Source organism: Hymenobacter sp. BT188 (assembly GCF_014333585.1).
GTDB lineage: Bacteria > Bacteroidota > Bacteroidia > Cytophagales > Hymenobacteraceae > Hymenobacter.
In genome coordinates, this window is the sequence record NZ_JACSCW010000017.1 from 1 (window position 1) to 12,292 (window position 12,292).

General features: G+C 62.4%; 13 protein-coding genes and 1 pseudogene. 4 read left to right on the top strand and 10 right to left on the bottom strand.

Annotation, left to right across the window (positions count from 1 at the left end; genetic code table 11):
• From H8B13_RS20730 to H8B13_RS20740, 3 genes are all read left to right on the top strand, one after another.
• A partial coding sequence (locus H8B13_RS20730) for an RNA polymerase sigma factor (protein WP_315985182.1) occupies positions 1-333 on the top strand: 333 nt, incomplete at its 5' end.
• A gap of 1,151 nt (positions 334-1,484) precedes the next feature.
• The gene (locus tag H8B13_RS20735) at positions 1,485-1,928 is read left to right on the top strand and encodes a carboxypeptidase-like regulatory domain-containing protein (protein WP_187312694.1); all 444 of its coding nucleotides are present in this window, start codon (positions 1,485-1,487) and stop codon (positions 1,926-1,928) included.
• Between the two features lie 82 nt (positions 1,929-2,010).
• Positions 2,011-2,295 carry a hypothetical protein gene (locus H8B13_RS20740; RefSeq protein WP_187312695.1) on the top strand — a complete coding sequence of 95 codons (285 nt, stop codon included), beginning with the start codon at positions 2,011-2,013 and terminating at the stop codon, positions 2,293-2,295.
• A gap of 97 nt (positions 2,296-2,392) precedes the next feature.
• Here the strand turns inward: H8B13_RS20740 and H8B13_RS20745 are convergent, their stop codons facing one another.
• Both H8B13_RS20745 and H8B13_RS20750 read right to left on the bottom strand, forming a co-directional pair.
• Positions 2,393-2,869 carry a hypothetical protein gene (locus H8B13_RS20745; protein WP_187312696.1) on the bottom strand — a complete coding sequence of 159 codons (477 nt, stop codon included), beginning with the start codon at positions 2,867-2,869 and terminating at the stop codon, positions 2,393-2,395.
• Between the two features lie 373 nt (positions 2,870-3,242).
• Entirely contained in the window at positions 3,243-3,953 is a 711-nt protein-coding gene (locus H8B13_RS20750) for a hypothetical protein (protein ID WP_187312697.1), read from the bottom strand.
• 383 nt (positions 3,954-4,336) lie between these two features.
• Between H8B13_RS20750 and H8B13_RS20755 the strand changes: the two genes are divergently transcribed.
• Positions 4,337-4,609: a hypothetical protein gene (locus H8B13_RS20755; protein ID WP_187312698.1), complete on the top strand. Its 273-nt coding sequence runs from the start codon at positions 4,337-4,339 to the stop codon at positions 4,607-4,609.
• Positions 4,610-5,171: 562 nt separating this feature from the next.
• Here H8B13_RS20755 and H8B13_RS20760 read toward each other — a convergent pair.
• The 8 genes and pseudogenes from H8B13_RS20760 to H8B13_RS20790 all read right to left on the bottom strand — a co-directional run bounded on the left by H8B13_RS20760 (position 5,172) and on the right by H8B13_RS20790 (position 11,824).
• Complete coding sequence (locus tag H8B13_RS20760; RefSeq protein ID WP_187312699.1) at positions 5,172-5,495, bottom strand: PKD domain-containing protein; 324 nt, start codon at positions 5,493-5,495, stop codon at positions 5,172-5,174.
• 546 nt (positions 5,496-6,041) lie between these two features.
• Positions 6,042-6,503 (bottom strand): CHRD domain-containing protein, encoded by a 462-nt coding sequence (locus H8B13_RS20765; RefSeq protein ID WP_187312700.1) that lies wholly within the window; start codon positions 6,501-6,503, stop codon positions 6,042-6,044.
• A 206-nt stretch (positions 6,504-6,709) separates the two neighbouring features.
• Positions 6,710-7,141: a ubiquinol-cytochrome c reductase iron-sulfur subunit gene (locus H8B13_RS20770; RefSeq protein WP_187312701.1), complete on the bottom strand. Its 432-nt coding sequence runs from the start codon at positions 7,139-7,141 to the stop codon at positions 6,710-6,712.
• A 1,009-nt stretch (positions 7,142-8,150) separates the two neighbouring features.
• Entirely contained in the window at positions 8,151-8,525 is a 375-nt protein-coding gene (locus H8B13_RS21450; protein ID WP_261990506.1) for a hypothetical protein, read from the bottom strand.
• Between the two features lie 498 nt (positions 8,526-9,023).
• A pseudogene (locus tag H8B13_RS21725) lies at positions 9,024-9,602 on the bottom strand (ArnT family glycosyltransferase); the annotation flags it as partial.
• Positions 9,603-9,707: 105 nt separating this feature from the next.
• Entirely contained in the window at positions 9,708-10,928 is a 1,221-nt protein-coding gene (locus H8B13_RS20780; protein ID WP_187312703.1) for an N-acetyl sugar amidotransferase, read from the bottom strand.
• 50 nt (positions 10,929-10,978) lie between these two features.
• A complete protein-coding gene (locus H8B13_RS20785) occupies positions 10,979-11,476 on the bottom strand; it encodes an arsenate reductase ArsC (protein WP_187312704.1) in 498 nt (165 codons plus the stop codon).
• Between the two features lie 42 nt (positions 11,477-11,518).
• Positions 11,519-11,824 carry a hypothetical protein gene (locus H8B13_RS20790; protein WP_187312705.1) on the bottom strand — a complete coding sequence of 102 codons (306 nt, stop codon included), beginning with the start codon at positions 11,822-11,824 and terminating at the stop codon, positions 11,519-11,521.
• Positions 11,825-12,292 lie beyond the last annotated feature (468 nt).

The following is a 12,292-nucleotide window of genomic DNA, read 5'->3' on the forward strand; positions in this document are numbered from 1 at the left end:
AGCGTGTTTACCTGGGCCCTGCGGCTGTGTCGCAACCTGGCCCTGGACGAGCTGCGCAGCCGCCGCGCCCACCAGGCCCGCCAGACCCGGCCCCTGGCAGGGTGCCTGGCCGCCCCGCCGGCGACCCCGGGCTTTGCGCCCGAGCACGTGGGCCTGCGGGAACTGGTCGCCCAACTGCCGCCCGTCCAGCGCCAGGTGTTGGAGCTGCTCTACTTCGAGGGCTACACCCACGCCGAAGTCGCCGGGGCCCTGCAAGTGCCCCTGGGAACCGTGGGCACCCGCTCCCGGGCGGCCTTGCGGGCCTTGCGCCAGGCGGCTGGCCCGGGTGCTTAGAGGGCTGCGGTGGCCGGCAGGATCAGGGGAGGATGCCTTTTTTAGGTAAGCTTTTTGCCTATAGTGGGTGCTCTCCCGTTGTTGTTCCTATCCACCCCCATGCCGGCGTATCTCCCCTACGTGCTCGTTCTCGGCTCGCTGCTCGTCTCCATTGCCTGGATGGTGCGCCAAGCCACGGTCTCCCCCCCCGTGGCGAGCGTCTACCACCGCGCGCAGGCCGAGCAGCGGCTCTTGCGCCCCCGCGGGGCAGGGCGGGGCAACTGGCACCAGCGAACCTGGGTGCTCCACGGCCGCACCGCCCCCGGGCGGGGAGCGTTAGCGGTCGAGCCGGCGTCACGGGGGGGCCATCCTGCCCGTCCTAGGCGCGGCAGGATGCTTTTCTGCTCCCTGGTGCTGGCCGTCGGGCTGTCGCTGTAGCTGCCCGCATCTGGCCTCGCTTAAGGAGGGAAGCCAGCCCCCGCCGCCGAAGCGCTGGTGCTGACGGGAACGCTAATGGATGCGGCCGGACGGCCCCTGGCGGACGCCACGGTGAGCGTGCTCGGGGAAGCCCCGCCGGCCAGTATCACCCATGCCGCGGGGGCCTTTTTGCTGCGCACGGCCCTGCCGGTGCCCGGGCTGCGCGTGCCCTACGCGGGCTTTAAACAACAGGAGGAGCCACCCAGGGCGTGGCGCCGTTGGCCATTCACCTGAATCGCTTACCCCACGACGAGCGCCAGCGCAAACAACAAAAGAAGGCAGCGGCGAAAGCCTACCGCAAATCCTAGCTGATCACCCCAATGCTGGCCCCCTGGGGAGCCGCGCGCAAACCTATACGCCCGCCAAAAAGGACAGGCCAACGGCTTACCGCGACCGAAATGACCACTAGGTTGAGATAAGGGACTTGGACTTGCCCGCGCCGCGCAAGGGTAAGTAGCCGCGCCCGAGTAGGCCCTGCGGGCGCCGTAGGTACCGTTGGGCCGGACCCTGGCCGGTGCCTCGAAAGCAGGGAATTGCGGTTGCCAGCCATCTAGTTACGGTTATCTAATATGTGTGAATATTTATAAAACATTTGCTTTTTATGGTAGTATATCTATATATTTACCACAAGAAAGCTAGAAGGAACTGTTCTCCGCCTGGCTGTTGCCTGCCCGCCCCACCACCCTATTGCTCCGATGATGTTCCGCCACCTACCGCTGCTGCCGGCTTTGTTCACGCTAACAATGAGCATTTGTCTGATGCCGGTCTCGGCCCAGGCCAGTGACGGGTCCCCGCGCACCACGAAGACCAAGGAGGCGAGCGTTGCTCCCCCCCGGGCCCTGCCGGAGACGGCTGCTGCTCACCTCCACGAGACGGCGGCTACCCTGCTGCTCACGGGCCGGATTCGCAACGAACAAGGCCAGCCCTTAGCCGGGGCCACCGTCTTTTTGCCGGGCAGCGCAGTGGTTGTCAGCACCGACGCGCAGGGCCGCTTCACGTTGCCCGTGCCCGCGGCGGGCCAGAAAACGCTGCGCTACGGCTACGGCGGCTACCAGGACCGGGACGTGGTGGTCACCACCAGTGCCCCGCTGACGATGTGTTTGCAGCCCCGGCCCCCCGCGAAGCGTCGGCAGCCCTAAACGGTCGCTGGGGGCGGGCGTTTGGCAGAGAATACCCTTTATGCTAACCCTGGGCTTCCGCCTGTCGTAAACGCAGACCCTGTTGGTTTACTTAGACGAGATGGCCTGCCCGTATTTCACCCCGATTTCCCCAGACTTGCCCCCCGCGGAGCGCGCCGCCCGGCTTAAGCGGCAGATGCATGCCGAGTGGGGCATCGCCGTGGCCCGTCTGGGCGGCACGGAGCCCTGCGTGGCTATTGTGCAGGAGTTGCAGCGCTACATCGATGGGCAGGTTACTCTGCAAGAGCTGGCGGGTCAGGACCAGTTGCCCTTGCCCTCCACCCGGGTGCTGCAGGCCACGCTCCAGCGCGAAACGTTTAGTAGCTAACGCGGCCCCCTTGCTGGGCTACCACAGACGGAAGTAGGAGTCCAGAAGCCTGATGTTCGCTCCATCGGGCGGTAGGATACGGCCACCTGAGCCCTTTTCAGGGCTTTTGGTACCTGGTCTGGTTGCCCTGCCGTTCCCGCTGGCGGGCCAGCCAGGCTAGGGCCTCCTCCTCCTGGGTAAACCAGCCCATGCGCACGCCGTGGGCCAGCGAATCCAGGGGCTGGGCGTAGCCCTGCGCAGATAACCCCTCCCAGACAAAGAAAGGCACCAGAAAGGCGATGCAGGGCTGCCCACCCAGCGCGGCTCGCACCCGGGGAAAGTACTCCTCCTGCATCCACGCGTGCAGCTCCTGCGGCTGTGCCTGTTGATGCGCGCGCCCGTCGAGTAGCCAGTAGCGGCACCGATAGTGCGCGGCGGTAGCCAGCAACACTTCACAGGTTTCCGTGATTTCCTCCGCGCTCAGGGGCCGCCGGTCGCGGCCCTTAAGCAAGGGCGGGTCGGGGTGATACGCCACGGTGTAGTAGCGGAGCGGGGCGGGCAAATGGCGGACAAGCGCGTGATCTGGAGCGTACATGACAGGGCCAACCTACGCATTTAGCGGCAGTTTTCCACCCGCCACTCTATAAAATATCCTATGCAATCCCTGTTGCGTGTAACAGATTCTCTGCCTGGACCTGAGGCTCGCTTGCCTAGCAAACGAACCAGGCAACCCTCTTCATCACCCGGCACCCGGCCGAAGTGCCTGCCCCGCCCCTGGGGCGAAAACGGAACAGGCCCCCTCTATGGTAGAAGGGGGCCTGTTGACACATAACTGTCGTAGGAGGTTATCGACTTGCTTTTTACGCACGGGCCCCGCCCAAGGTTCTGGCTACCGCCCCCTTAGGACGAAAAAAGTCCCTGTCGGCACCGACAGGGACTTTCTCGTTGGGGCGTCATGCCCGCACCTCCTAGAGGGCGTTGTAGCGGGTGGGCACCTCGTAGAAGCGCAGCTGCAGCACCTTCAGGCCCGTGTTGTCATAGTCCCAGTAATATCCTTCCAGTTCATCGCTGAACAAGGGGTAGCGCTGGGCGGGCACGTCATCCGTGGGATCCAGGTCGGCCACAATGCTGAGCAGCTCACTCGACACGTTCTGAAACTTGGAGCCGCCCTTCTCGCGCATCGTGAGGAAGGACTCCAGGCTGCATACATCCTCGCCCGTGGCCACATCCGTGGCGCAGGTCGTTACTTTCACGCTCCCGCCCGGTTTGCCCAGGGCCCGGGCATACACGGAGTAGGAGGTCACCCCATCGCCATCGGCATCGGGGCTGGGCAGCTGGAAGCGGGCGCCGTTGGCATCGGTGCCGTTGGCGTCCAGCACCTGGAAAGTGCCATCCGTGAGGTCCGCGTTCTGCAGATTAATGGTGGTCTTGCCCGTCAGGTTGACGAAGATGCGGTGGCCGCTGTTGCCGTCCATCGGAGCGGTCTTGCCCTTGGGCACCCCAATCAGGTTGAGGGTGTAATGCGCGCCACTAGGGCCGCCGTTGCCGGTGAGCGCGGCCGAGGAGGAGGCGTTCAGCGAGGCAGGAGTAACAATGGTTTTCTCTTCCGAGCAGCTGGTGAGCAAGAGGGCGGGCACGAGCAGGGCGCCCAGGAATTTAGAGAAGGTAACAGTCGTCATAAAGAGAGTGGGGTGAAAGGATTAGAAGGTTAAAGGATATGCATATTTACATATATTTTGGCATAATGCAAGGGATAGTATAAAAAAGTAGCAACTATTTATTATTAATTCAATAAAAAGGGACTAGTTGTTATCTATTGGCCCTTTCTTTTCGGCCGCGGCCGCGGACCCATCCATCGCCTTGCCAGAGCGGTTCGCGGGTAGAGCCGGCTGCGTCTGGTGCTGGTAACTGGACCCCAACCGGAAACCCAGCCCAGCCCGACCCCCGCCGCTAATTACCAGGGACGTAGTACATGGTAATTAGCGGCGGGGGTGCAAGGCCAAAGGGCTCCTGCATTTCGTACCTTCTGCTGCCGCCGCTCCCACCCGGTTGCTCTGACTAAATGGAAAATGCTTCGTCTGCGTCTGAGAAGGTGGTCATCACAGTCGTGGACCTGGGGGCAGACCCGCTCGTATTTGCCTGGCAGCCCGACCACGCCCTGGCGCCCTTGGTGCAGGTCAGCGTCAGCCGCTACGCCTGGCTTGCGCTGGGTCCCTCCCGGGCCATCAGCTACGTAGCCGACCGCTTCCTGCTGGCCTATCCGACGGCGTCCCCCCCCGGGGGGGACCACGTACGCGACGCCGTGCAGCGCGCCCTCGAGCGCCCCGCCCCTTAGTTAGCCCGCGCTTGGGTCTCGACAGGGCATCGTGCTAACAGTCGTCTCGCGCTGCGGGGCGACCGCAACCGATACTCTCACCCTCGCCGCTTGTAAAGCACGGCCAGGATATAGCCGGGGGCGGACTGGTCCAGCGGAAAATCACCATATCGCTTCTCTATCAAAGGCGAGTATAAAATACGGCTATTTCAAGACCAGTCCGAGAACTCCTGTGGCTGTTGCAAAAGTCTGGTAGTCTACTGAAACTCGTTGTCCGAGCCCCACCCGCCGCCAACTAAGGGCGCCCCTCAAGCTTTCTTATAATTTACTAGACGTTAATAGTGGACTGCTATATTCCCGGCGAAGCGTTTTGCAACAGCCACGTGTGTTATGTTGAGGGGCGAATCCGAGAAACCCGACAGTCTGGCAGAGACGCTTTTTCTGCCTTTTGTCTAACTAGGAGGCACTTTAGAAAAGCAACCTTTTCTACTTCTTTCCCTTCTAGGGCCGCCTTCGTCGGCCCGTTAACTCAACAAAAGGCCCGCCTGATTAGGCGGGCCTTCTCCTTTACTCTCCCACAACTTTACTGCACGATGGTTACCTGCTTGCTGGTGGTCGATTCTTGGCTCTCGTTTTTGGCCGTCAGCTTGATGGTAAACTGGCCCACGGCGCTGTACTTGTGCTTGGCCGTGGCCCCGGTCGTGCTGAAGCCATCCCCAAACTCCCACACGTACTGGTCGGCATCGGTGGTGCACGCGGCATTGACTTGTACCTCGTCGGAGAGTTTAGAACTGGGTTGGCCTTTTTCAATCGTGAAGCAGGCATCTGGCTTCTGGGAGCAGCTGGCCAGTAACAGGCCCATGGCTAGGAGCATAGTAGAAGCGGTGCGGGAGAAGAAATTGGTCATAAAAAAGTGCTATCGTTTGAGGAAGGATACAATTTTCTTCGGCAACAACGATACCAGCTTATTCTAGACCAAACAGGACGTCGGAGCTTTGCTGCTTGTTCTCGAAAAAAACGCTTTACACAATGGCATTTATACGACCTCATTTGCCCTTGAGACCACTGCTCCCGCTGGGGAAGAAGCGCTCGCCGCCGAGCACGCGCCCCCTAAGAAAACGCCCGCGCACCCCCTTTCTTTCGCGCTGCTTCCCCTCCCACCTCTTCTTTCCGTACTCCTGTCATTTTCTACGCGCTTTGGCCGCGCGGCCGTCCTGACAGGACGCTGGCTTGCTACCCTCCTGGCGGGGTGCGCCCTGCGGCGGCCGACCTATTCGCGCACGGCTTGCTCGAGAGTAGCCGTACTGGGTACACCACCCTCGAGCCAAAGCGCTGCGCATGTTTGTTGTCTGTGCCATCACCCCCTCCTGAACCCAGAGGGCGGGCGGGTGGGAGGCCCACCAAAAAGCCCCCTGCGTCGGACGCAGGGGGCTTCAGCTGAGAGACCGGTGCGTTACTTGCGCCTGATATTGCCTCGAATCTCCCCCCCAGGGAAGCGGGCGCTATGCAGGTTCACATAAAAGCCGTTGGCCAGCAATAAGGCCTCATCCTCCTCCAGGAACTTCGCCGTGCCCGTGACGGGGGAAGTTAGGGAGGGCAAGGGGAAAACCACGGGGCCGTTCACCCCGGGCGCGCCCCGGTGCAGATGCCCCGCTACCGGTGTCAGGCCCGCGAAGGTGACGGTGTAGGTGAGCTCGTTGGTGTTGGTGTCATACACCCCCGTCAAGGTGCCGGTAGCCACCGAAGAATTAGTAGGGACTTCCTGCTGGCTGTTGATCACGGCCGTCAGCTGTACTTTCGTGCTGGGGGCGGGCTGCGCGATCTTGATGATTTCCTCCAAATCGGCTTGGTCACAGGCGGAGAACGAAACCAGGCCGGTGGCCAGCAGGAACACAGAAGTGAGTTTTTTGAGCATATTGCGGGTGGATAAAAGGTGGAAAAAGTAAGAAGCAACCAAGAAGTGGCTGCCGGGTAAACTCCTCGCTGTCAGCAATGTTTTGCGCCCCCGGAGAAAAAACACAAAGAAGCGGCACCCTCCCTACCCGCGTAGGAAATCAGGCGCGCGCGGACACTCCCTTGTCGGTACCAAGCTCCCGGTCCGCTACGAGTTACTAGTGGGCCCTACGCGCTTTTGATGAGTAACGTGGTGCCTTGCAGGGAGAGCACATACTGCTCCAGGGGCCGACTCGCGGGGCCCTGGAGGACGGCTCCGGTTGCGGTGAACTTGCTGCCGTGGCAGGGGCAATGAAATTCCCCACTGGCCGCTTGATGCGCCACCGAACACCCTGCGTGGGTGCAGATAAGCGAGAAGTGCTTAAACGCGCTCGCCGTGTTGCCCGCGGCGATGCGCTGCACCCACACGGCCTTGGTGGCATCCTGTTTGATGCTGCCCACGGTCAGCAGTTCTTGGGTTAAGTCAGCGCTCAGGTAGGTGACTACGGGCGTAGCGCCTGTCCCACCGGGGGCGGGGGCTGCCGGCGCCACCTCACTCTTCTCGCACGCAGTGGCGAGCAGGCTGCCACCGGCAAGCAGCAAAAAATCTTTTCTATTCATGGCTAATGGCGAAAGAGACAAGCGAAACGGGGAGAAGGCAGGGGCTACAACGGGTATAACGTGCCGGGCAGCGCAAGAGGCAGGAATAATAGGGTGCAACAAGTCAGCTATCAGATAGGGGAAGGAAGAGTAGCCCCAGCCACCGGCCCCGACGCCGGATAAAATCTAGCGCGGGGCCGGGGGCAGTAAGCCCTTCCGGCAGGCGCAAAGGCAGCCCGTCAAAAACGCTGGCTGGTCCCAGCGTCAAGCAACTGTAAGAGGGGGTTGCATTTACTGCCTTCCCCTAGTTTTTGGTATTTTTACTTTCCTGAAGATGGTGGAAGCCACTGCCGTGCAGACCCCGTCACGGTGGCTTCCACCCCGTTCATTCCTGCAACAGAACCAGTCCAGAAATCACGGCGTTCTTCATTCGTTTAGTACCGGTTCGCGAAGGAGTAGGTCAGAATAGCTAGGGTCGTCTAGTTCTGTAGCTACTATCCTGATCCGGGCGTGGCCTAGCGCCTAGAAGAAGTTGCTGTCCCCCAGCTACCCCCATAACTGTTACCTTATCGCTCGGGGTCAATCCAACCCCTGTTTTTTGCGCACGAGCGCGGAATGAAACGAGCAGGGTAGCAAAACGTACGGGCCTTTTTGAAGGTAAGCTAAGGACTCATAGGCAGATGATTTACGGCAGGGTACTGGGCGTTGAGGCCGTCCTCACCTACGGGTTGAAGCGGGAGGTGGATTTAAGGGATCGGTGCCGCCCCCAGCCGCCGCGGGGCCGCTAGCTTTTTCCTACCCTCGCTGGTTTACGGCCCCCTGCTCGGTCGCTCGCTCCGCACGGGCCGCGAAGCCTAACGCCCTGTTTTTGACCCAATGGATAGGTCCCCCGCCCCGTCGGACAGCCAGCTACTTGTACGCTACTAGGCCGGGCGTGGTGATGCTCAGGTGCGCGAGGAGCCGGCCAGCGTTCTCCACCTGGTAGGGAACAGGCGTGACGGGAGCCGTGTCAGGCAACTCTTCCTACCACTCAGCGGCGGGCTTCCAGGCGAAAGGTTTCACAGGAGTCAGTGCGGAATAACACCCGGGTGTGGTAGTACCGCTCCCAGGTTTTCCGCGCCCGCGCCCCGCACGTAGCCACCACCCGGGGCGGGCTCACCCAGCCCACCGCCCAGAGACTCACGCGCGTGATCCGGTGCCCATACTGGCGTGTCATGGCGGCCATGTAAAACTCGGGGCTGTCATTAAACACGCCATCGTCGCCGAGGAGGTACGATTGTAGGTGGGGCAGCTGCCGGGCCTGGGCCCGTAAATGGTGGCCGTAGAGCAGGGAGGCGTTGTTCCAGGCGGTGTTGGTCAGGCGGCGCGTTTGCAGCAGCAGCACCCCGTAGGGCAGCGCGGCCACGAGCAGCACGGCTGCCAAACGGGCCACTGGGGGGAGCGAGCGGTGGTAGTGGGCGCTCATCGTGCGCGCCGTCGCCACCAGGCCCGCCGCCGCCAGCAGGGCGAGCAGCGGGTAGACGGGCGCGTCGTACCACTCGAGCTTGGTTTTCACCAGGGAGATGACCAGCAGAAACAGCCCGGCCACGGCACTCAGCCCCCGGCTGAGTGCCCACAGGCGCGGCCCCCGCGGCAGCCACCAGCCCAGCCCGGCGCCCAAGAGGGCGGCCACCAGCCAGGGGGCAAACTTGGTTTCGGCCAGCATACTCGCGTACCAGCGCCAGGGTCGGTCGTGGCCTTCCAGGGCCGCACTGGCTGGCCCGCCGATCTCGTACTGCCAGACGCCGGCCAGGTACCCCGGGGCGGCGAGTTCGCGCACGGTGTACCAGGCCACTCCCGTGCCCAGCACCAGGCCCAAGGCGGCCCAGGGGGCCCCTTTGCGGAGCCGGCGTCCGTGCCCGGTGAGGAGCGTGGCCAGCAGCAGGCCCGGGCCGAAGAGGAGGCCGGCGATGCCCTTGGTCAGGACCGCCAGGGCAAAGGCCCCGCCCGCGGCCCAGGCGTGGCGGGGGCGGCCCGTGACCAGGTACGCCAGCCAGCTCAGGGCCCCCAGCGTGGTCCAGAGCGTGAGCAAGGCATCGAAGTCGCCGCTGCGGGCCACGTGCAGGCGCACGTAGCCCGGGCTGGAAAGCAGGATCAGGGCCGCCAGCAAGCCCGCCCGCCAGGAGCCCAGCCAGCGGCTGCCCGCCCGGTACACGAGGAGCACCGTGGCCAGCGCGGCCAGGGCCGAGGGCAGGCGCAGGGCCAGCTCCGTGGGGCCCAGGGCCTGAAAGCTGAGGGCCAGGAGCCAGGGGGCCAGGGGTGGCTTACCATTCCACAGGTCGGGCTTGCCCCGGTGGGTGAGCACCAGCCAGTTGTGGCTGCGCAGCAGCTCGAGGGCATTGAGGCCGGTGCGGGCCTCGTCCCACTGCTGGGCGGGCAAGAGATCCAGGCGCCAGAACAAGGGCGCTGCTGCCGCGGCCAGCACCAGCAGCAGCGGGGCCACGGAAGTAAGAAAGCGGGGGAGGGTAGGCAGGGAGCGTGGCAAACAGGGAAGGGCTGGGAAGACAGGATGGGACTACGGGGGGCCTAATAGGATTGGGGCGATGATTTAAGCTCCGCAGTTGAAATATTTGTCATACGCCGACTCCGGGATCAGATTGAGCTGACTCAGCACTTTAATGGGCCAGCGCAGCCGCCGGATGAGCGAATAGTTGTTGGGGTAGTCGCGGAAGGTTTTGGGCGGCGTGGCGACCATCTGGTCGAACTCCACGCGGGTGAGGCCCAAGCGCTTGATGCAGAGGTCAATCACGCGCGGGTCCTCGATGGAATTGATGTGGGAGATGCGCTCCAGGGCTTTTTCACGCGTCATCTGGCCCGAGCGAATCAGGGCCGAGTAGTTGAACAGGCGCCGGTCGATATTGAACTTGGTGCGGTTGAGGTAGTAAATAACGCTCTGGTACAGGTCATCGAAGTAATGCGCACCGGGATTTACCCACTCCAGCTCACGGGTTATCAACTCATCCACGTCAGCGCGCACGTAGTCTACGTGGTAGAGCAGCGTCACCGTCTTGATGCGGCGCACGAAGGCATAGTAGAACATCTCCTTTACATCCAGGTTAAAACCCGGATCAGCCGGCGACCAGGGCCGCAGCGGCACCGTACCAAACTGCTTGTGCACAGCCTTCAGGTAGCGGCCATCCAGATAATTCCAGGATAGCGGGCAGATGCCTTCGGTGCGGAAGCTCTGGCCAATCACGATACGCTGAATACCTTCCTTGGCAGCCACCCCATACAAAGCGGTAGCAATGCCGAGGTCGGTGCCTTCCTCCATATCGGGGGTGGAGGCTTTCAGAAAGGCAATTTTAAGGTCCTTGGATTCGCGCCAGTCGGAGGTGATGGTGCGCAGTTCCACGCCCAGCTTGCGGCAGGCTTTGATCATGTTTTCGCCCGCCACGGGATTGCCGAAACCATCGTTGAAGTGTACCGCCAGCGGGCGCAGCTTCAGCTTCGTGACGCAATACCACAGGGTGTAGCTACTGTCGCGGCCCCCGCTAACACCCAGCACACAGTCGTATTTCTTGCCGCGGCCCACGCGCTGGATATCGTCGGCTAGCTTCTGCACTTGCTGGCGGCCGGCTTCCCCCAGCGGGAAAGCCTGATCCAGTTTGTCGTGGAGGGAGCAAAAGCTGCACTCGCCGCGGCTATCAAACTGAATACCGGGCACGGTGGTATCCATAATGCACCGAAGGCAGCGCTGGGTGGAACTTGTCATGTGCGGAGCCGAGCGGGCCGCCGGGGCGGGCTCGGGCTGAGGTAAGCTTGGCGTCATAGGTGAGTAGGCTGAAGGGGCGGACGAAGGACAGGGCAAGACCACCGCTGTTACCCTACGGGGAGGGGTAATTCGCTCCCGGTAGCGGGTTCAACGGAAGAAAGAACTGGTATCGTTCCCGCCAGCTCGCCCTGGGCCAGCGTGGCGGCGTAGGCCTTGATTTGATCGCGCACGCGGCGAAAGGCGCCTAAGACCTCTTCCTCGCTGCCCGAGGCTTGGGCCGGGTCGGGGAAGTGCTGGTGGAGCGAGCGCACGGCCAGGGCAAACCCCGAACACAGCTGGCGGGCTTGGTCACTGACGGTAATAACGAGGTCAAAGCATACGTGGGCGAACTCGTCCACCCGGTCACTGGAGTGGAGCGCAATGTCCACGCCGTCTTCGGCCATCACCCGTACGGTGCGGGGGTTCAGACGCTGCGTTTCCACGCCCGCACTGTACACGGCCACTCTTTCGCCGAGCAGGTGCTGCAGGTAGCCGTGCAGCAGTTGGCTACGGCAACCATTGCCGGGGCAGAAGACGAGCACGTTTTTCTGTAAGGATCTGGACACGCAGCGCAACAGTCAAGGGGGAGATAGCCAGGCCCGGGGCCCTCATGCCGAACTGCCGGGCTCCTCGGGTCCGATGCCGGCCGGCCACAGCAGCTCCGGGGTAATGCCCGCGTCCGGGCAGTCGCCGGGGCAGGCCGCGACCAAGTGTAGAGCCAAGCCCTTGCGAAACACCTCGTCCAGCAGCAGGTGCTCGGCACTGGCCATTCCTTTAGTGACGGACTGGAACTGCTGCTGGATCAGCTCCCGTGTGGGTAGCTCCGCATCCAGCAGCTTGACCAGGCCCTGGAGCTGACCGGCCAGGATGTTGAGGCGGCTTTTCAACTCGCGGGTGAGGTCAGGGGGGAGCATAGGGGGAGTAATGAAGGGGTAATAGGGCGAGTGAAGGTAAAATCTTATTTGGAGGAATTACAAATAAGTAATCAACCTAAGTGGAAATATTCTACATAAACTAGCCTTTACGTAGGGGCCCCCTGATCTGCTTTGGCAATAACTCAGACTATTGGATAGAGGTATTTGATCGCGTATGCGCTGGCCTTTATCAACCGCACAGCCGCCTTGGTCGGCCTATTCACCTTTTCTTGTCAGCGTTACGGTACCTCTCCTGCAAGGGCTGCGTTGACTTTCCGCGCAGGTCGCCCGTATACAGGCTCCACCCCTGCCCACCCCCATGTTGCCGTCCCCAGAGTCGGCGCTGCTCGAGCGCCTCTCCGCCCGCGATCCCACCGCCATGGTCGTCTTTTACGACCGCTACGGGCCCGCCTTGTACGGCCTGCTGCGGCGCTTGCTGGGCGACGATGCCCTGGCCGAAGACCTGCT